Annotated in this window: 17 protein-coding genes; 10 read left to right on the top strand and 7 right to left on the bottom strand. The window is 72.4% G+C overall.

Annotated elements, in window-relative coordinates; translation table 11 throughout:
- Window position 1: 1 nt before the first annotated feature.
- Genes ACXJKA_RS04950 through ACXJKA_RS04940 form a run of 3 tightly spaced genes read right to left on the bottom strand, consistent with a single transcriptional unit; the run spans window position 2 to window position 2885 of the window.
- Window positions 2-598: an ArsR/SmtB family transcription factor gene (locus ACXJKA_RS04950; protein WP_456824061.1), complete on the bottom strand. Its 597-nt coding sequence runs from the start codon at window positions 596-598 to the stop codon at window positions 2-4.
- A 50-nt stretch (window positions 599-648) separates the two neighbouring features.
- On the bottom strand, window positions 649-1575 hold the full coding sequence (locus ACXJKA_RS04945) for a phosphotransferase family protein (protein ID WP_456824060.1): 927 nt from the start codon (window positions 1573-1575) through the stop codon (window positions 649-651).
- Window positions 1572-2885, bottom strand: coding sequence for an MFS transporter (locus ACXJKA_RS04940; protein ID WP_456824059.1), 1314 nt, complete (start codon window positions 2883-2885; stop codon window positions 1572-1574). The genes ACXJKA_RS04945 and ACXJKA_RS04940 overlap by 4 nt, the downstream gene beginning before the upstream one ends.
- 58 nt (window positions 2886-2943) lie before the next feature.
- On the opposite strand from ACXJKA_RS04940, the gene ACXJKA_RS04935 reads away from it, so the two are divergent.
- Entirely contained in the window at window positions 2944-3240 is a 297-nt protein-coding gene (locus ACXJKA_RS04935) for a GNAT family N-acetyltransferase (RefSeq protein WP_456824058.1), read from the top strand.
- 3 nt (window positions 3241-3243) lie between these two features.
- Here the strand turns inward: ACXJKA_RS04935 and pgm are convergent, their stop codons facing one another.
- Window positions 3244-4917, bottom strand: coding sequence for a phosphoglucomutase (alpha-D-glucose-1,6-bisphosphate-dependent) (gene pgm, locus ACXJKA_RS04930; protein WP_456824057.1), 1674 nt, complete (start codon window positions 4915-4917; stop codon window positions 3244-3246).
- A 116-nt stretch (window positions 4918-5033) separates the two neighbouring features.
- Here pgm and ACXJKA_RS04925 point away from each other — a divergent pair, with 116 nt between their 5' ends.
- Together ACXJKA_RS04925 and ACXJKA_RS04920 are read left to right on the top strand one after the other, a co-directional pair.
- Entirely contained in the window at window positions 5034-5858 is an 825-nt protein-coding gene (locus ACXJKA_RS04925) for a DUF5926 family protein (RefSeq protein WP_456824056.1), read from the top strand.
- 61 nt (window positions 5859-5919) lie between these two features.
- Window positions 5920-6855 carry a glycosyltransferase family 2 protein gene (locus ACXJKA_RS04920; protein ID WP_456824141.1) on the top strand — a complete coding sequence of 312 codons (936 nt, stop codon included), beginning with the start codon at window positions 5920-5922 and terminating at the stop codon, window positions 6853-6855.
- Here ACXJKA_RS04920 and ACXJKA_RS04915 read toward each other — a convergent pair.
- A complete protein-coding gene (locus ACXJKA_RS04915) occupies window positions 6818-9163 on the bottom strand; it encodes a hypothetical protein (protein WP_456824055.1) in 2346 nt (781 codons plus the stop codon). The genes ACXJKA_RS04920 and ACXJKA_RS04915 overlap by 38 nt on opposite strands.
- Window positions 9164-9253: 90 nt before the next feature.
- Between ACXJKA_RS04915 and pheA the strand changes: the two genes are divergently transcribed.
- Window positions 9254-10204, top strand: a complete 951-nt coding sequence (gene pheA / locus ACXJKA_RS04910; RefSeq protein ID WP_456824054.1) for a prephenate dehydratase — start codon at window positions 9254-9256, stop codon at window positions 10202-10204.
- A 3-nt stretch (window positions 10205-10207) separates the two neighbouring features.
- Here the strand turns inward: pheA and ACXJKA_RS04905 are convergent, their stop codons facing one another.
- The gene (locus ACXJKA_RS04905) at window positions 10208-11365 is read right to left on the bottom strand and encodes a diacylglycerol/lipid kinase family protein (protein ID WP_456824053.1); all 1158 of its coding nucleotides are present in this window, start codon (window positions 11363-11365) and stop codon (window positions 10208-10210) included.
- Window positions 11366-11435: 70 nt separating this feature from the next.
- Between ACXJKA_RS04905 and serS the strand changes: the two genes are divergently transcribed.
- The 6 genes from serS (at window position 11436) to ACXJKA_RS04875 (ending at window position 17995) form a co-directional block, all read left to right on the top strand.
- Window positions 11436-12701 carry a serine--tRNA ligase gene (serS, locus tag ACXJKA_RS04900; protein ID WP_456824052.1) on the top strand — a complete coding sequence of 422 codons (1266 nt, stop codon included), beginning with the start codon at window positions 11436-11438 and terminating at the stop codon, window positions 12699-12701.
- A complete protein-coding gene (locus ACXJKA_RS04895) occupies window positions 12698-13495 on the top strand; it encodes an HAD family hydrolase (protein ID WP_456824051.1) in 798 nt (265 codons plus the stop codon). Before serS ends, ACXJKA_RS04895 begins: the two co-directional genes overlap by 4 nt.
- 212 nt (window positions 13496-13707) lie before the next feature.
- A complete protein-coding gene (locus ACXJKA_RS04890) occupies window positions 13708-15078 on the top strand; it encodes an ABC transporter substrate-binding protein (protein WP_456824050.1) in 1371 nt (456 codons plus the stop codon).
- Between the two features lie 116 nt (window positions 15079-15194).
- A complete protein-coding gene (locus ACXJKA_RS04885; RefSeq protein ID WP_456824049.1) occupies window positions 15195-16172 on the top strand; it encodes a carbohydrate ABC transporter permease in 978 nt (325 codons plus the stop codon).
- 23 nt (window positions 16173-16195) lie between these two features.
- Window positions 16196-17104, top strand: coding sequence for a carbohydrate ABC transporter permease (locus ACXJKA_RS04880; RefSeq protein ID WP_456824140.1), 909 nt, complete (start codon window positions 16196-16198; stop codon window positions 17102-17104).
- 21 nt (window positions 17105-17125) lie between these two features.
- On the top strand, window positions 17126-17995 hold the full coding sequence (locus ACXJKA_RS04875) for an EamA family transporter (protein WP_456824048.1): 870 nt from the start codon (window positions 17126-17128) through the stop codon (window positions 17993-17995).
- Between the two features lie 4 nt (window positions 17996-17999).
- Here the strand turns inward: ACXJKA_RS04875 and ACXJKA_RS04870 are convergent, their stop codons facing one another.
- The gene (locus ACXJKA_RS04870; RefSeq protein ID WP_456824047.1) at window positions 18000-18515 is read right to left on the bottom strand and encodes a bacterial proteasome activator family protein; all 516 of its coding nucleotides are present in this window, start codon (window positions 18513-18515) and stop codon (window positions 18000-18002) included.
- Between the last annotated feature and the right edge of the window lie 32 nt (window positions 18516-18547).

Genomic DNA, 18547 nt, shown 5'->3' with positions numbered 1-18547 from the left:
GTCAGTTCTCCTTGGTCGAGGTGATCGGTGTCTTGAGGGCGGGGTGCAGGGCGACGACGAACCGGTGGTCGCGGCCGTCGGGGGCGTCGTACCTGCCGACGAGGTCGGCGAGCAGGACGGACAGCTCGTCGGCGAACGAGGCGCGGGAGGCCGCGCTGGCGAACCGAACCTGGCCGTCGACGGCGTAGGTGGCCAGCCGCTGGCCGGCTTGCTGGGCGCCGATGATGAGCGAGCCCATCTCGTGCACGAGCCGGGCGCCGAGCGCGAGCATCCACTGCGCGGAGAGCTGGTCGCGCAGGGCGTCGGCGTCCGGCGCCACGGCGGGCAGCGCGACGGGTGAGATCACGTACGACGCCGCGGTCGCCTGGAGCACGCGCTCGGTCATGTTGCCCTTGCGGCGCTCGTCGACGAGGACGACCAGGCCGTGCTTCTCGAGCGTGCGCAGGTGGTAGTTGACCTGCTGGCGGGACAGCCCGAGCGGACCCGACAGGGACGTGGCCGACCCGGGCGAGGCGAGCGCCGCCAGCAGCCGTGCGCGGGTCGGGTCGAGCGCGGCCTCGGCGACGGCGGGGTCCTCGATGACGGTGATGTCGAGCATGGGGACGACCGTGTCACCGAAAACAAGTCATGTCAAGAAAGGGACTGCTTTCAAGCCAGTGCCGCGAGCGCCGCGTGGAGGTTCGCCGAGACAGTCGCGCGGTGGCCGTCGACCCAGTCGCCCTCGAACTTCCGCGGCGTGATCTCGATCGCCATCACGAGGCAGTGCCGCATCCGGTACAGCTCCAGGCGCGTGCGGGCGGACCCACTGGTGACGTCGAGCCCGGGGCCGTACCCCTCGAGCAGGGCGGCCGGCGGGGGGTCGCGGCGCATCTGGTGCACGCCGACGAGCTCGAGCACGGGGTCGCCCCACAACGCGCGCTCCGGGTCGATGACCCCGACCAGCGCCCCGGTCCCCGGCGTGACGAACAGGTTCCCCGCCCAGAGGTCCGTGTGCACGAGCGCGGGCCTGTCGACGGACGCCAGCACGTGCGCGTGCCGGGCCACGGCCGCGCGGACCTCGGCGGCGGGCACGGCGACGGACCACCGGTCGGCGTCGGCGAGGAGGTCCTCGACCATCCGCTCGAACGCGATCCGCCAGGTGGGCGCCGGCGCCGACGGGTACCCGAACGCGTCCCCGGTCAGACCGTGCAGCGCCGCCATCACCGAGCCGAGGTCGCGCATGGTCCGGGGGTCGTCGTCGGCGAGGCCCGAGTCGACCATCGGGACGCCGGGCAGGTGGCTGACCACGAGGACGTCGCTGGGCAGGACGGTGCGCGAGAAGTCCGTGAGCAGCACCCGCGGCATCAGCAGCTCCGGGACCGACGCGGCGAGCCCGTAGACCAGCGCCTCCGCGCGCAGGAGGTCGCGCTCGTAGGTCAGCAGCTGGTCGGTGCCCACCGGGGCGGTCTTCACGACCACCCGGGAGCCGTCGGTCATCGTCACGCGGTACGTCGTCGCGAACTGGCCCCCCGTGAGCAGGTCGGCGTCCTTCAGGGTGCCGAGGGGGGCGACCAGCGAAGTGAGGGCGTCGATCACGGCCCGAGGGTACCCACCGACCGTGCCGGTTCCACGGCTTCCGCGACCTCGCACGCCGCCACGGCCGCGCCCCCGGTCGCGGACGGCGACCCGGCCTCGACGGAGTCGTGGACGTGCTCGCCGGCATCGCCGCGCAGGGTCCGGAAGGCCGCCAGCGTGGCGACGACCGCGAACCCGGCGGAGACGACGACCACGAGGAACCCGGCGTGCGAGCCGTTCGCGTCGATCTGCGCTCCCGCGATGGACGAGCCCACCGACACGCCGACGCCCAGCGAGGTGCCCACCCAGGTCAGCCCCTCGGTCAGCCGCTCCCGGGGCACCAGGTCCTGCACCAGCCCGTTGCCGTTGATGAGCGTCGGAGCGATGGCGAACCCGGTGACGAACATCACGGCCGCGAGCGCCACGAGGGACTGCACGAGGAAGAAGAAGCAGACGCCGACGGCGAGCGCGACGACGCCCGTGGCGAACCGCAGGTGCAGCGGCCGCTTCCACTGCCGGGTGCCGTAGAGCAGGCCGGAGATCAGCGAGCCGAGCGCGAAGATCGCCAGGATGATGCCGGCGGTGCCCTTGTGACCGGACTCGTCGGCGAAGGCCACGGTCGAGACGTCGGTGGCGCCGAAGATCGAGCCCATGGCGACGAACACGAGCGCCAGGACGATCATGCCGGGCCGTGCCAGCACCGAGCCGCGGGGGCGCGGGCTGCCGACGGGCGCGGCCGGGGGCTCGGTGTGCCGCAGCGAGAGGAACCAGTAGCCGCCCACGATCATCGCGACGAGGGGCACGACGAGCCCGGCGGTGGGGGCGACGCCGGTGGCGAGGAGCGTGGCGAGCACGGGGCCGACGATGAAGACCAGCTCGTCGAGCGCCGACTCCAGCGAGTAGGCGGTGTGCATCCGGTGGGCGTCGTCGCCGAGCACCCGCGCCCAGCGCGCCCGGACCAGCGACCCGAACGACCCGATGGCCGCGCCGGTGACGACCGCCGCGAGGTAGAGCCAGACCTCGTGTGCCCGGGTCGAGGCCGCGACCACGAGACCGACCAGCCCGACGGCCGCGATCGCGATGGCGGGGCGCATGACCCGCGACTGTCCGTGCCGGTCGACGAGGCGGGCCAGCTGGGGCGAGCACAACGCCTGCGCGACGACGTAGACCGCGGACACCTTGCCGGCCAGCCCGTAGGAGTCGTAGAGCGACGAGACCATGAGCACGATGCCGATGCCGACCATCGACATGGGCAGCCGGGCGACCACGCCCGAGCCGGAGAACGCGAGCGCCCCGGGACGCGACAGCACGTCTCGGTAGGGCTGGAGCATGAAGTCAGTGTGTCATCAGGTCTACCGCCGTCGCCCGTCGTGCCCCACCATCGATGGCATGACAGACGTGCAGGTCAGCGACGCCCCCGACGAGCACCGGTTCGAGGCGCGCAGCGCCGACGGCGAGCTGATGGGGTTCTCGGTGTACGACACGATCGGCCCGACGGTGATCTTCACGCACACCGAGGTCGACCCGAAGTTCGAGGGCCAGGGCGTCGCGTCGACGCTGGTGAAGGAAGCCCTCGACGCGGTCCGCGCGAGCGGTCGGGACGTGGTCGCGTTCTGCCCGTACGTGAAGGCGTGGATCGCGCGGCACCCCGACTACCAGGATCTGCTGCGGCCCGCCCGGAGCTGACGGCTACCCGCCGAGCGCCGCCGAGACCACGTCCTTCGCCTCGGCCTGCACCTGCGCCAGGTGCTCGGCGGACACGAACGACTCGGCGTAGATCTTGTAGACGTCCTCGGTGCCCGACGGCCGCGCGGCGAACCACGCGTTCTGGGTGGTGACCTTGAGGCCGCCGATCGCCGCGTCGTTGCCCGGCGCGTTGGTCAGCTTGGCGGTGATCGTCTCGCCCGCCAGCGTCGTGGCGGTCACCTGGTCGGGCGTGAGCTTCGAGAGGGTCGCCTTCTGTTCGCGGGAGGCGGCCGCGTCGACCCGCGCGTACCAGGACTCGCCGAACTCGGCGACGAGGTCGCGGTGGTGGGCCGAGGGCGACTTACCGGTGGTCGCCAGGATCTCCGATGCCAGCAGCGCCGGCAGTATGCCGTCCTTGTCGGTGGTCCACACGGTGCCGTCCTTGCGCAGGAACGACGCCCCGGCGGACTCCTCGCCGCCGAACCCGACCGACCCGTCCACCAGCCCGGGCACGAACCACTTGAACCCGACGGGCACCTCGAGCAGCCTCCGCCCGAGCTTGCCGGCCACGCGGTCGATGAGGCTGGACGAGACGAGCGTCTTGCCGATGGCCGTCCCGGCGGGCCAGCCCTGCCGAGCCCCGCCGTACAGGTAGGAGATGGCGACCGCGAGGTAGTGGTTCGGGTTCATCAGGCCGTCGGGCGTGACGATGCCGTGCCGGTCGGCGTCCGCGTCGTTGCCGGTCGCGATGTCGAAGGGTGCCGGGTCGCCGGCCATGCGAGCCACCAGCGACGCCATCGCGTACGGCGACGAGCAGTCCATCCGGATCTTGCCGTCCCAGTCGAGCGTCATGAACGCCCATCGCGGGTCGACGGTCGGGTTCACCACGGTGAGGTCGAGCCCGTAGTACTCGCCGATCTCGCCCCAGTACTCGACGGACGCGCCACCGAGCGGGTCGGCGCCGATGCGGACGCCCGACGCGCGGATGGCCTCGACGTCGATGACGTTGGCCAGGTCCGCGACGTACGACGACAGGTAGTCGTGCTTGAGGGTGGTGTCCGCCGCCAGCGCGGTCTCGGCGCTCACGCGCGCGACGCTCTTCCACCCGGTCGCCAGGATCTCGTTGGCGCGGTCGGCGATCCACCCGGTCGCCTCGGACCCCGCGGGGCCGCCGTGTGGCGGGTTGTACTTGAAGCCGCCGTCGCGCGGCGGGTTGTGCGACGGGGTGACGACGATGCCGTCGGCCAGCCCGGGACCCTGCGTGCGCACGCCCTCGGAGCTGCCCGCGCCGTTGTGCCGCAGGATCGCGTGCGAGACGCCCGGCGTCGGGGTCCACGAGTCGCGGGCGTCGACGTGCACCTCGACGTCGGCGGCGGCGAGCACCTCGAGCGCGGACCGCCAGGCGGGGTCGGACAGCGCGTGGGTGTCGCGGCCGATGAACAGGGGGCCGTCGGTGCCCTGATCCCGGCGGTACTCGACGATCGCGGCGGTGATGGCGACGATGTGCGCCTCGTTGAACGCGGTGTCCAGCGCCGACCCGCGGTGGCCGCTGGTGCCGAAGACCACGCGCTGCCCGGGGTCGTCGAGGTCGGGTTCACGGTCGTAGTACGCGCTGGTCAGGGCGTCGAGATCGACGAGGTCGGACGGCTGGGCGGGTGTTCCGGCGCGCGGGTCCATGTCGCGATCCTCCCCTAACGCCCCGTCCGCCGCGACCCCCTGCCGGACCGACCGGGCGAGACGTGGACCGGTCGGCCCGGCTGGTCGGTCCCGGAGGGACCGGTAACCTTTGCGCCATGGCCAAGAACTCGTCCGACTTCGTGCTGCGCCCGTTCGAGGGGCTCCCCGGTGAGCCCGACTGGGTCGCGCTCAAGGAGCTGGTCCCCGCGGCCACGGCGACCGCCCGCACCACGAAGGAGCACGGCGCGCGCGAGGTGCTGGTCACCACCGTCCTGCCCACCAGCTGGCCGGCGCTGCACCGCGCCGACGGCGTCGTCCTCCTGGCCCTGCAGACCACCAGCAGCTCCAACGACGTCAGCCGCGACCTCGCGCACGCGCTGCTGGAGGCCCTCGAGGTCGAGGCCGGCACCGCCGTCGAGACCATCGGCCTGCCCGAGCCCGGCCCGCGCCTGCAGGACGTGCTCGACCTGTCCGTGCCGTTCGACGTGACCGTGCAGGACTCGTTCGCGTACTGGCTCGCCCCCGACACCGAGCGCACCCCCGACCTGCAGGCCGCCATCGAGGAGGCCGACGCCGGCATCATCGACACGGTCAAGCTCGAGTCCGCCGACGCCGCGTACTGGTGCCGGATGGGCGCCCGCGAGTTCCTCCGCTGGGCCCAGCCGCACGAGGAGCAGGTCGTGCTCGACGGCCTCGCCCGCCTGCACGCCAAGCGCGAGTCCGGGTTCGAGGGTGCGAAGTTCGTCGGCTACTTCCGCTCCGCGGGCCTCGTGGTCCCGGTGTGGGAACTGGCAAAGGGGTCCGAGGCCGAGGACATCGAGAAGCCGGTCGCCGACTTCCTGCCCCGGTTCACCGCCGCCCTCGAGGACTCCTCGCCGCTCGACGCGAACGAGCGCCGCGCGCGCGCCGGCCTCGTCGCCCGCCAGGTCACGCTGCGCTGACGCCGTCCACAGACCGGTGTCGCCGCGGGCGGCGCCCGCGACGATGGATAGGGTGGCGGACGTGATGCGCAAGGGCCGACGGGCCGCCGACCAGCCGGCGGGAACCTCCGTGCCGACCCCCGACGACGCCACCCCGACCGAGGTCGTCGACCCGCCCGCGGCACCTGTCGTCGCGCCGCCGACCGTCGCCGACGTGCGCAAGGCCGCGGTCGACGAGCGCAAGGCGGCCGCGCACAAGGCCCGCCAGCGGGTGGCCGTGATCATCCCCGCCAAGGACGAGTCCCGGCGCATCGCCGCGACCGTCCGGTCGGCCCGCGCGATCCCTCACGTGGACCTGGTCCTGGTGGTCGACGACGGCTCCGAGGACAACACCCAGCACGTCGCGCGCGAGGCCGGCGCGGTCGTCGTCCGGCACTCGCACAACCGGGGCAAGGCCGCCGCGATGGAGACCGGCGCCGCCGTGGTCGCCATGCGCGACGCCCCCGACCGGCAGCCGCGCATCCTGCTGTTCATCGACGGCGACCTGGGCGAGACCGCGGTCAACACCGCGCCGCTGGTGCCGCCGGTGTTCGAGGGCCACGCCGACCTCGCGATCGCCCTGATCCCGCCGCAGCCCGGTGCGGGGGGCCGCGGGATCGTCGTCGGCGCCGCCCGTCGCGCCATCGCGTCGATGACCGGCTGGACGCCGACCCAGCCGCTGTCCGGCATGCGCTGCCTGACCCGTGCGGCCTTCGAGGCGGCGACGCCGCTGGCACACGGGTGGGGCGTCGAGACGGGCATGACGATCGACCTGCTGCGCCGCGGGTTCCGCGTCGTGGAGATCCCGTGCGACCTCAAGCACCGGCCGTCGGGATCGGACCTCAAGGGCCAGATGCACCGCGCCGCGCAGTACCGGGACGTCCAGCTGGCGGTCAACGCGCGCCGCGTACGCCGCGCGGCCGGTGCCGTGAAGCGGACCGTCACACCGGCGCAGAAGCCTCCGCAGACTCACCGGTAGACGCCGAGCCGGTCGGCGTCGAGCCGAGAGACGCCGCGGCGGTCTCCTCCAGCTCGCCGTCCGGCGCGCCCAGCCGCCACTGCGCGGCCGCGGCCACCAGGCACGGCACCGCGAGCGCGATGCCCGTGGCCGGCACGACGATGCCGGAGTCGTTCATGAGGAACCCGATGGTCAGCGCCGCGGCGATCGCCGCCACCGCGGGCCGCAGGAGCGGGACGGCCCGCTGCAGGCCGGCCATCGAGCTGCCCGTGCCCATGAGCGCGCCGCGCCGGGGTCGACCACCGGCGATGACGAGCCAGGTCAGCAGCACGCCGCCGATGGCGAGCACGAGGTAGCGCCAGGAGGTCAGGACGCGGAGGTTCACGGCGATCTTGCGGCCGACCACGTCCCACAGCCCGCCGTCGAGCACGGTCGCGAAGAAGCGGCCGAGGTGGGTGCGGTCGGCGGGCGGTCGCAGCCAGTCGAGGACCGCGAAGCCGCCGACGACCACGACCCCCGCCAGGGCGATGAGCCCGATCCACTTCCAGCTGACCTTGCGGCCGCTCACCACGATCGTGAGCATCGCGAACGCGAGGATGAGCGCGGGCGGGCCGCCGAAGTCGCTGCCCAGCCCGGGGGTGCCGTCGACGACCACGAGCAGCAGCCCGAGCCCCGCGACCGCGGCGGTGGCCAGCCGCCGACGACCGCGCCGCAGCAGCGGGTCCGCGATCGCGACCGCGAGCAGCAGCCCCGCGGCCGTGAGCAGCGCGAACGCCTGGTTGCTCAAGCCGTAGAAGCGCGCGGCGAGCACCCGGTGGGCGCCCATCGGGGAGTCGATGACGAGTGTCGAGCCGGTGCAGGCGTCGACCACCAGCACGAGGACCGTCACCCCGGCGACGGTGCCCGTGGGCCCCAGCAGGTTGCGCCGCCACGGCCCGACCAGGGCCACAGCCGTGACGAGCGCGATCCACCCGAGCAGCACCCACCAGAACGTCGTGACCGGCCTGTCCGCGCTCCACCACGGCACGAGGTTGGTGAGGAACGACGCCACCGGCGCGGCGGCGAGGGCCAGCGCGGCGACCCGGAGCACCCGCAGTGCGGGCCGCAGGGGCGTGCGGTCGGATCGGCCCTTGCGGGTGAGGATGATCGCCGCGGCGATGAACAGCACGGCCTGCACGAGCACCAGGCGGGTCGAGTACGCACCGGCGACGCGGGTGACCATCGTGGCGTGCCGCTGGATGTCGAGGAGGCGGTCCACGCGGGCGGTCGCGACGGCGGTCGACGGTCCGGGCAGGATCACGGCGCCGCTCAGCGCGGCGGCGCTGTCGTCGAGCCCGATGCCGTCGAGCAGCGTCGGCGTGACGTCGACCGTCTGGATGAGGCCGGCCTGCCGGGTCGAGCCCGAGGTCAGCAGGCTGTCGGCGTACTCGGCACCGTTCGGCGCGCGCCCCGTCGCGGCGGCCAGCTGCAGCGCGGTGCGGCCGGAGTCCGCCAGGGAGACGACGAGGACGGTCGCACCGGAGCGCTGCGCCCCCGCGATCGCGGCGCCGATCCGGTCGTCGATCACCTGGGCCTGCAGGGCGCGCGACGGCTCGATGATCGCGTCCGGCGTCGACACCTCGGGCGCGACCGGCTCGTCGACGTCATCGCCCGGTGCCGACTCGGTGGGCTGCGGGGTGCTGGGCCGGGCGGCGGTGGCGTAGCCGGGGTCGCGCAGCGAGCCGGCGTCGATGACCACGAGCTGCGAGGTGTCGAGGGCGTCGCGCACCGCGCGCGTGATGCCGGAGCCGGAGGTCGGCAGGTTCAGGTACGCGCCGACGGGGACGCCCTGCTCGTCGGCCAGCGCGATCGCGGCGCCCGGGCCGATCCCGGTGACGTCGGATCCCGCCTCCGCGAGCATGTTCCCGAACAACCCCGGGGTCGCGCCGTACGACTCCGCGTCCGCGGCGGCGACGTAGTCGTCCCAGCCGGGTACCTTTCCGCTCTCGTCGGGGTCGCGGAGGGTCCGGCACGTGCCGTCGTCGGCCCGCACGTCGGCCGCGCGGGTACCGGTGGAGACCGCCAGCCAGCCGTCGGCCGGGCAGGAGCGGGACGCGACGCTGCGGGCGGCGACCAGGCCGACCGATCCCTCGCGCGAGACGCTCCACAGCGCGGGCGTCGTGAGCGTGGTGACGTCGTCCCAGCGGACCCCGGTCACACCGACCAGGAGCACGGGTGGCTCGTCCGCGGCCTGCGCCGGGGTGGCCAGGAGCAGTCCCGCCAGGCCCAGCACGAGGGTGAGCACCACGCCGCGGAGCAGGGACGCGCGCGAGCGGGCAGGGGTCAGCACCGTTCCAGCCTACGGGCGCACTACCCTCGACCCCGGCGGCGCTGCGGGGTATCCGTGCAGCGTGCACATCATCTGCACGGGAGGAACGCCATGTCGAAGGGGCTGCCGAGGTACGCCTACCTGGGCCCGGCCGGCACGTTCACCGAGGCCGCGCTGCGGCAGGTGGTGCCCGTGGGTGCGTGCGTGGACCTGCCCGTGTCGGACGTCGCCTCCGCGATCGAGGCCGTGCGCACCGGCGAGGCCGACTTCGCGGTGGTCGCCATCGAGAGCACGGTCGAGGGCGGCGTCACCGCCACTCTCGACAGCCTCGCGGGGGGCGACCCGCTGGTGATCCTGCGCGAGATGCTCGTGCCGGTGCAGTTCACCCTCGCCGCCGCCCCGGGCGTGCGGCTCGCGGACGTGCAGCGGATCTCGGCCCACCCCCACGCGTGGGTGCAGTGCCGGCGCTGGCTCGCGCACCACCTGCCGAACGTCGTGCACGTCCCCGCCACCTCGAACACGGCACCGGCGGCGCTCCTGGCGGAGCGGCCCACGGCGGATCTCGGCTTCGACGCCGCGCTCGTCCCGCCCGCCGCGGTCGAGTCGTACGGGCTCGTGCCGCTCGCCCAGGACGTGGCGGACAACGTCTCGGCGCAGACCCGGTTCGTCGTCGTCAGCCACCCCGGCGACGTGCCGCCGCCCACCGGCGCGGACAAGACCACGCTCGTGGTGCACCTGCCCGACAACGAGGCCGGCGCGCTGCTCGCCATGCTCGAGCAGTTCGCGGTGCGCGGCGTGAACCTGTCCCGCATCGAGTCGCGACCGATCGGCGACGCCCTCGGCCGGTACTCGTTCTCGCTCGACGCCGAGGGGCACATCACCGACGAGCGCGTCGGCGAGGCCGTCATGGGCCTGCACCGGCGCTGCCCGTACGTGCGGTTCCTCGGGTCGTACCCGCGCGCCGACGCGGTCGCGCCGACCGTGCACGTGGGCACGGCGGACACGGACTTCGTCGGCGCCCGGGCGTGGTTGCAGGGGGTCCGGGGCGGCACCGCGACCTGACGGTCAGAAGGCCACGCGGACCACGAGCGCGGCGTGGTCCACGCGGGCCGAGAGCTCGGTGACCCGGCCGACGATGTCGCCGTCCACCTGCACGTGCTCGCCGCCCTGGACGACGACGCGCACCTCCTGTGCGCGCGTGTGGTCGATACGGCCGATCTTGGCCGGCAGGTCGTTCCGCATGCCCGCCCCCTGCATCATCACCTCGCCGAACAGCTGCGCCCAGCCCGCGATCCCGCCGCGGGTGTCGATGGCCGCGACGTCCAGCCAGCCGTCGTCCAGCACCGCGTCCGGGAGCAGGGTGATCCCGCCGGGCAGCTTCCCGCAGTTGCCGATGAGCAGGCTGCGCAGCCGCGTCGTGGTCATCGGCTGGTCGTCGAGCCGCACGTGCATGCGGGTGCGGCGGCCGTGCAGGTGGCGCATGCCGGACACGAAGTAGGCGATCCAGCCCACCCGGCGCTTGAGCTGCTCGTCGGTGTCGGCCACCATCGCGGCGTCGAAGCCCAGGCCGGCGATGACCAGGAAGATGTGGTCGCGCGGGAGGTCCTCCTCGTCGGGGAGGTCGTCGACCGCCTCGGTGACGGCGTCGTCGATGTCGGACTCCCAGCGCAGCACCCGCAGCCAGCCGACGTCGATGGTCCGGTCCCGGCCCTCCAGCGCGATCCGCATCGCGGCCAGCGGGTCGCTCAGCGGCAGGTCGAGGTTGCGGGCCAGCAGGTTGCCGGTGCCCAGCGGCATGAGGCCCATGGGCACGCCGGTGCCGACGAGGGCCTCGGCCACCGCGCGCACGGTCCCGTCCCCGCCGATGGCCACGACGACGTCCGCTCCCTGAGCGACCGCCGCGCGCGTCTGCCCGACGCCGGGATCCTCGATCGTCGTCTCGAACCAGAGGGGCTCGGGGTACCCCTGCGCCTCCCGCGCGCGCAGGACCGCCGCCTTGAGGGCGGGCACGTCCGACTTGGACGGGTTGGCGACGAAGGCGACGACCTGCCCGGCCTCCTCGACGTCCCGCGCCAGGCGCAGAGCCCGTGCGCTGGTGCCGGCGCCCGGCGACTCGATCCGCCTGCGCAGCTCGCGCTGCCGGACCCACAGCACCAGCACCAGGACGAGCGCCGCGAGCGCGGCGATGCCTGCTGCCACGGCGACCCACGCCTCCCACGTCATGCGGAGAATCTACGGCCCCGCCCGCGTGCGGCCGGAAAAGCAGGGGGGTGCGGGTCTGTAGGGTTCTTGCGTGATCGATCTGCGGCTCCTGCGGGAGGATCCCGACCTCGTCCGGGCGAGCCAGGTGGCGCGGGGGGACGACCCCCACCTCGTCGACCAGGTTCTCGACGCCGACGCGCGGCGACGCTCCGCGCTGACCGAGTTCGAGACGGTGCGGGCCGAGCAGAAGTCCCTGGGCAAGCAGGTGGCGCGAGCACAGGGCGAGGAGAAGCAGGCGCTGCTGACCCGCACCAAGCACCTGGCGGAGCAGGTCAAGGCGCTGCAGGCCGACGCCGCCGCGGCCGAGACGCACGCGACCGAGCTGAGCCGGCGGATCTCGAACGTCGTCGAGGACGGCGTCCCGGCCGGCGGCGAGGACGACTACGTCGTGCTCAAGCATGTCGGCGAGGCGCGCGACTTCGACTTCCGGGTGCGCGACCACCTCGAGCTGGGCGAGGGCCTCGCGGCCATCGACACCGAGCGCGGCGCCAAGGTGTCCGGCGCGCGGTTCTACTTCCTCACCGGCATCGGCGCGCGGCTCGAGCTCGCGCTGCTCAACGCGGCGGTCGACAAGGCCCTGGCCGCCGGGTTCACGCCCGTCATCACGCCGACGCTGGTCAAGCCCGAGATCATGGCCGGCACCGGCTACCTCGGCGCCCACGCGGACGAGGTCTACCACCTGCCCGCCGACGACCTGTACCTCGTCGGCACCAGCGAGGTCGCGCTCGCGGGCTACCACTCGGGCGAGATCCTCGACCTGTCGGCGGGTCCCCAGCGGTACGCGGGCTGGTCGGCCTGCTACCGGCGCGAGGCCGGCTCGTACGGCAAGGACACCCGCGGGATCATCCGGGTGCACCAGTTCCACAAGGTCGAGGCGTTCAGCTACACCACCGTCGAGGACGCCGCCGACGAGCACCGCCGCATCCTCGCCTGGGAGGAGGAGATGCTCGCGCTCGCCGAGCTGCCCTACCGCGTGATCGACACGGCCGCGGGCGACCTGGGCTCGAGCGCCGCGCGCAAGTTCGACTGCGAGGCCTGGCTGCCCAGCCAGGAGCGGTACCTCGAGCTCACCTCGACCTCCAACTGCACGACGTTCCAGGCCCGCCGCCTGGGCATCCGCGAGCGCACCGCCGACGGTTCGACGCGGGCGGTCGCCACGCTCAACGGCACCCTGGCCACCACCCGCTGGATCGTCGCGCTGCTGGAGAACCACCAGCAGGCCGACGGGTCGGTGCGCGTCCCGGAGGGGCTGCGGCCGTATCTCGGGGGCCTCGAGGTGCTGGAGCCCGTGCGATGACCCGCTGCCGCCTCGTCGCCCTCGACGTCGACGGGACGCTCATGTCCTACGACGGTGTGATCTCCGACGAGGTGCGCGAGGCGGTCGGCGCCGTCCGTGACTCCGGGCTGCACGTGGTGCTCGCGACCGGCCGAGGGGTGCACTCGGCGGCGCCCGTGGCCGCCGAGCTCGGGCTGACCGACGGCTGGGTCGTCTGCTCGAACGGCGCGGTCACCGCGCGGCTCGACCCGACCATCGACGTCGGCTACGAGATCGTCCGCGTCGTCACCTTCGACCCCGGACCGGCGCTGCGGGCCATCGCGCTCGAGCTGCCCGACGCCCTGTACGCCGTCGAGGACCTCGGCCTGGGCTTCCGGGTCTCGGCCGACTTCCCCGACGGGGAGCTGTCGGGCGACCTCGAGGTCGTCTCGTGGGAGGAGCTGACCTCGACCCCGGCCACCCGCGTGGTCATCCGCAGCCCCGACAGCACGCCCGAGCTGTTTCACGAGCTGGTCCAGCGGGTGGGTCTGCACGAGGTCGAGTACGCCGTCGGCTGGTCCGCCTGGCTCGACCTGACCCCCGGTGGCATCTCCAAGGCCAGCGCGCTCGAGGAGGTCCGCCAGCACCTCGGCGTGCAGCCGCACGCGACCGTGGCGATCGGCGACGGCGGCAACGACGTGCAGATGCTGCGCTGGGCGGCCCGCGGGGTCGCGATGGGCCACGCGCCCGAGGCGGTCCGTGCCGCTGCCGACGAGGTCACGGGCGGCATCGAGGACGACGGAGCCCTCGCGGTGCTGCGGAGCCTGCTCGTCTGAGCCGGCGCACGATCCGGTCATCTCGTCGGTCTGCCGCATGAATCCGGGCCATCTCGGCCGTGCCCGGCCGCCGTGCTCGCGTCGTGACTGAATCGTGACCGGTTTGCCCTGTCTTTCCTGTTGCGCCGGTGTTGCGTAACGGCTTGCATCGCTTGCGAGGGCGCGGGGGCATTCCCCTGCGCTCAACCGGTACATGACGACGTGGAGGTCTCATGAACGGCACGCGGAAGCGTCGCGGGTATGTGGCAGCAGCAGCAGCGAGCGCGGGCCTCGCGCTCGTGCTGACGGGGTGCTCGAGCGGTGGCGGGGGAGACGACGAGAGCTCGGCCAACCCGTCGTCGGACTGCTCGATCTACGACACGTACGGAGATCTGAGCGGCAAGACCGTCTCGATCTACGCCGGCATCACCACCCCCGAGGACAAGCCGTACACGGACTCCTTCAAGGCGTTCGAGGACTGCACGGGCGTGAAGGTCGACTACCAGGCCGACAAGAGCTTCGAGCAGCAGATCCTCGTCCAGGCGCAGGCGAAGAACACGCCGGACATCGCCATCGTCCCGCAGCCCGGCCTGCTGGCCCAGCTGGTGGCCACGGGCACGGTCGTCGCCGCGCCGAAGGCGGTCGCGGACAACGTCGACAAGTTCTGGCAGCCGGCCTGGAAGGACTACGGCTCGGTCGACGGCACCTTCTACGCGGCCCCCTCGGGTGCCAGCGTGAAGTCGTTGGTCTGGTACTCGCCGAAGCAGTTCAAGGACAACGGCTGGGAGGTGCCGACGACGCTCGACGAGCTGCAGTCGCTCTCCGACGACATCGCCGCGACGGGGATCAAGCCGTGGTGCGCCGGCATCGCGTCCGGTGACGCGACCGGCTGGCCGATCACCGACTGGATGGAGGACATGATGCTCCGGGTCGCCAGCCCGGAGTCCTTCGACAAGTGGGTCTCGCACGAGGAGGCGTTCAACTCGGCCGACCCGACCAAGGCGCTCGACGCCGTGGGCGACTACCTGAAGAACACCAAGTACGTGAACGGTGGCTTCGGCGACGTCACGTCGATCGCGAGCACGGCGTTCCAGGACGGCGGCCTGCCGATCCTCGACGGCCAGTGCGCGCTGCACCGTCAGGCCTCGTTCTACGCGGCCAACTGGCCCGAGGGCACCAAGGTGGCCGAGGACGGCGACGTGTTCGCGTTCTACCTGCCGGGCGTGAAGGCCGACGACCACCCGGTGCTCGGTGCCGGCGAGTTCGTCACGGCGTTCTCCGACCGTCCCGAGGTGCAGGCGCTCCAGACCTTCTGGTCGACGGACACCTGGGCCAACATCAAGGCGAAGGCCAGCTCGGAGGACACGGGCGGTGGCTGGATCACCGCCAACAACGGGCTCGACAACGCGAACCTGGTGAACCCGATCGACCTGCTGTCCGCCAAGATCCTGCAGGACCCGAACTCGGTGTTCCGCTTCGACGGCTCGGACCGCATGCCGGCCGCCGCGAACACGGCGTTCTGGAAGGAAGCGACCAACTGGATCACCGGGCAGGACACGAAGTCGACGCTCGACAAGATCGAGGCCGCCTGGCCGGCGTCCTGAGCTGAGGCCCGTCCCCGGGAGTCGTCCGCGGCTCCCGGGGACGGGCCTGCACTCCGACAGTGCCGTCGTCCGTCGTCGGCCACCGTTGTCCGCCGTCGTCCCCGTCCGGAGGTCCGATGCAGCTCGCCGACAAGCTCGGAGCGATGGTGCTCGCGCTGCTCGCGTTCACCGTCGTGATCGGTCTGATCCTGTTCGTCGTCTCGCTCCTGGAGAAACGAGGCGCCAGACGGGTCGCCTGGTTCTTCGTCGGGCCGACGTTCCTGCTCCTCCTGCTCGGCCTGGTCTACCCGGCCGTGCGCACGATCATCCGCTCGTTCTTCGACGCCGCCGGCAAGGCCTTCATCGGCGTCGACAACTACACGGCGATCTTCACGTCCCCCGACCAGCTCGTGGTCCTGCGCAACACCGTGCTCTGGGTGCTCGTGGCCCCGGTCGTCGCGACGGTCGTCGGCCTCATCTACGCCATCATCGTCGACGGCGCCAAGGGCGAGGCGCTCGCGAAGTCGCTGATCTTCCTGCCCATCGCCATCTCGTTCGTCGGGGCGTCGATCATCTGGAAGTTCGTCTACGAGTACCGGTTCTACGACCCGACGCTGAAGGTGAACCCCCAGCAGATCGGCCTGCTCAACCAGATCATCGTGTGGCTCGGCGGCACACCCCAGCAGTTCCTCATCAACCAGCCGTGGAACACCTTCTTCCTCATCGTGGTGATGATCTGGATCCAGGCAKGTTTCGCCATGACGATCCTCTCCGCGGCGATCAAGGCGATCCCGGCGGACATGGTGGAGGCGGCGCGGCTCGACGGCGTCTCGTCGTGGGGGATGTTCCGGTTCATCACCATCCCGACCATCCGGCCCACCCTCGTGGTCGTCCTGACCACGATCGCCATCGGCAGCCTCAAGGTCTTCGACATCGTGCGCACCATGACCGGCGGCCAGTTCGGCACCAGCGTCGTGGCCAACGAGTTCTTCACGCAGAGCTTCAGCGCGGGCAATCAGGGACTGGGTGCGGCCCTCGCTGTGCTCCTGTTCATCCTGGTGATCCCGATCATCGTCTACAACATCCGGCAGATCCGGCGATCGGAGGCACGATGAGCACCGTCGGACCCCAGCTGGACATGACCGGGGTCGTTCGCGGCACGGACGACCAGGCCGGCGACGTCCGGGGTGTCGCCGAGGCGACGAAGAAGCGGCTGACGTCCCCGTGGGCCTCGCTGGCCGCCGTGGTGCTGGCGGTCGTGTGGACCGTGCCGACCCTCGGGCTCTTCATCAGCTCGTTCCGGCCGGCGGAGGACATCAACAAGTCGGGCTGGTGGACCGTCTTCACCAACCCGAACTTCACGCTCGAGAACTACCAGACGGTGCTCTCGTCGGACAGCTCGTCGTCGCTCGCGCCGTACATCATCAACTCGATCGTCATCACGATCCCGGCCGTCCTCATCCCGCTGCTCATCGCGTCGCTGGCGGCGTACGGGTTCGCGTGGATGGACTTCAAGTTCAAGAACGTGCTGTTCGTCGCGGTGTTCGCGCTCCAGATTGTGCCCATCCAGGTCACGCTCATCCCGCTGCTGACCATCTACGCGGACATCAACATCGCGGGCACGTTCTGGGCGATCTGGCTCTCGCACACCATGTTCGCCCTGCCGCTCGCCGTGTTCCTGCTGCACAACTTCATGAAGGAGATTCCCGGGGAGCTGATCGAGGCTGCGCGCGTCGACGGCGCCGGGCACGTCACGATCTTCTTCCGGCTGATGCTGCCGATCCTCAAGCCCGCGCTCGCGGCGTTCGGCATCTTCCAGTTCCTGTGGGTGTGGAACGACCTGCTCGTCGCCCTGACGTTCGCCGGGTCGTCCCAGGCGGTCGCGCCGATGACCGTCGCCCTCTACAACCTCACGGGCCAGCGCGGCACGCAGTGGTACCTGCTCACGGCCGGGGCGTTCGTCTCGATCATCGTGCCGGTGATCGTGTTCCTCAGCCTGCAGCGGTACTTCGTCCGTGGGCTGCTCGCCGGGTCCGTGAAGGGGTGAGGCCTCGCCTAGCCTGAGGCCGTGCCCGCGCCCCTGCTGTTCGTCCTGTCGGGGCTGACCCAGTACCTCGGGGCGGCGCTCGCCGTCGGCATCTTCGGCACGATCGCCGCCGGCACGGTCGCGTGGCTGCGCATCGCGGTCGCGGCGCTCGTGCTGCTGGTCTGGCGGCGCCCGTGGCGGTCCCGCGCCCTGTGGACGGGACCGGAGCTGCGCACCGCGGTGGTGTTCGGCGTGGTGCTGGGCGTGATGAACGTGGCCTTCTACATCGCCATCGACCACCTGCCCCTGGGCACCGCCGTGTCCATCGAGTTCCTCGGGCCGGTGGCCGTCGCCGCCGTGACGGGGCGCGGCTGGCGGGACCGCGTGGGCATCGCGATCGCGGCGGTCGGCGTCGTCCTGCTGGCCGGGGTGAGCCTGGACGCGGGACCGGACGCGGTGATCGGGCTCGTCGCGATCGGCGTGGCGGCCGCGTGCTGGGCGGCCTACATCCTGCTGGGCCGGCGCGTGGCGCGGGCGGCCTCGGGCGGGATCACGGGCCTGTCCGTGGCGATGGCCGCGGGGGCGGTGGTGCTCGCGCCGTTCCTCGCCGGTGGTGCCGGCCCGGTGCTGCACGACGCCCGGCTCGCCGCGCTCGTCGTCGCGATCGCGGTGTGCTCGTCGGTGATCCCCTACGCGCTGGAGCAGGTGGTGCTGCGGCGCGTGCGGGCGGCGACGTTCGCCGTGCTGCTGGCGATGCTGCCCGCGACCGCGGCCGTCGTCGGGGCGGTCGTGCTCGGGCAGGTGCCGCACGGGCTCGAGGTGGTCGGGCTGCTGCTGGTCTCCGGCGCGATCGTGCTCACCGGCCTGGACCGCGAGGAGCCGGCGACCGACGAGGCGCCGCCGCCGGCGTGAGGAGCTAGAGGTACTGCCCGGTGGACGGGTCGCGACGCCCGACGTCCGCCTGCGGGACCTGGCCGGGCGGCAGCTGGCGACGCATCCCCGTCAGCTGCGACTGCGCCGCCATCTGCTGCGCCACCAGCGCGGTCTGGATGCCGTGGAACAGTCCCTCGAGCCACCCGACCAGCTGCGCCTGCGCGATGCGGAGCTCGGCGTCGGAGGGGGCCTGGTCCTCGACGAACGGCAGCGTGATGCGGTGCAGCTCCGCGACGAGCTCGGGCGACAACCCCTCCTCGAGCTCGTGCAGCGACCGCTCGTGGATCTCCGCGAGGCGGGCGCGGGCGGCGTCGTCGAGCGGTGCGCTGCGCACCTCGTCGAGAAGCTGCTTGATCATCGTGCCGATGCGCATGACCTTGGCGGGCTGGCCGACCAGCGAGGTGATGTCCTCGGGTGCGTCGTCGTCCTGCGGCGAGTCGAGCACCACCACGCGAGGCTGCTCGTCCTGGGGGGAGTCCTGCGAGTCGTTGTCGGTCACTCGGGCATTCTGACCGACTCCGGCGCTCGGCG

This window comes from Cellulomonas sp. P5_E12, from assembly GCF_054049315.1.
The sequence above is the reverse complement of the archived record's forward strand: the minus strand, read 5'-3'. Positions and strand labels throughout refer to the sequence as shown.

What these genes read in the sequence shown, in the direction of transcription:
- pheA (WP_456824054.1), top strand. Translation starts at nt 9,254, where the DNA reads ATGTCGAAGGGGCTGCCGAGGTACGCCTACCTGGGCCCGGCCGGCACG.
- ACXJKA_RS04890 (WP_456824050.1), top strand. Translation starts at nt 13,708, where the DNA reads ATGAACGGCACGCGGAAGCGTCGCGGGTATGTGGCAGCAGCAGCAGCG.
- ACXJKA_RS04935 (WP_456824058.1), top strand. Translation starts at nt 2,944, where the DNA reads ATGACAGACGTGCAGGTCAGCGACGCCCCCGACGAGCACCGGTTCGAG.
- ACXJKA_RS04940 (WP_456824059.1), bottom strand. Translation starts at nt 2,885, where the DNA reads ATGCTCCAGCCCTACCGAGACGTGCTGTCGCGTCCCGGGGCGCTCGCG.
- ACXJKA_RS04880 (WP_456824140.1), top strand. Translation starts at nt 16,196, where the DNA reads ATGACCGGGGTCGTTCGCGGCACGGACGACCAGGCCGGCGACGTCCGG.
- pgm (WP_456824057.1), bottom strand. Translation starts at nt 4,917, where the DNA reads ATGGACCCGCGCGCCGGAACACCCGCCCAGCCGTCCGACCTCGTCGAT.
- ACXJKA_RS04925 (WP_456824056.1), top strand. Translation starts at nt 5,034, where the DNA reads ATGGCCAAGAACTCGTCCGACTTCGTGCTGCGCCCGTTCGAGGGGCTC.
- ACXJKA_RS04895 (WP_456824051.1), top strand. Translation starts at nt 12,698, where the DNA reads ATGACCCGCTGCCGCCTCGTCGCCCTCGACGTCGACGGGACGCTCATG.
- ACXJKA_RS04950 (WP_456824061.1), bottom strand. Translation starts at nt 598, where the DNA reads ATGCTCGACATCACCGTCATCGAGGACCCCGCCGTCGCCGAGGCCGCG.
- ACXJKA_RS04905 (WP_456824053.1), bottom strand. Translation starts at nt 11,365, where the DNA reads ATGACGTGGGAGGCGTGGGTCGCCGTGGCAGCAGGCATCGCCGCGCTC.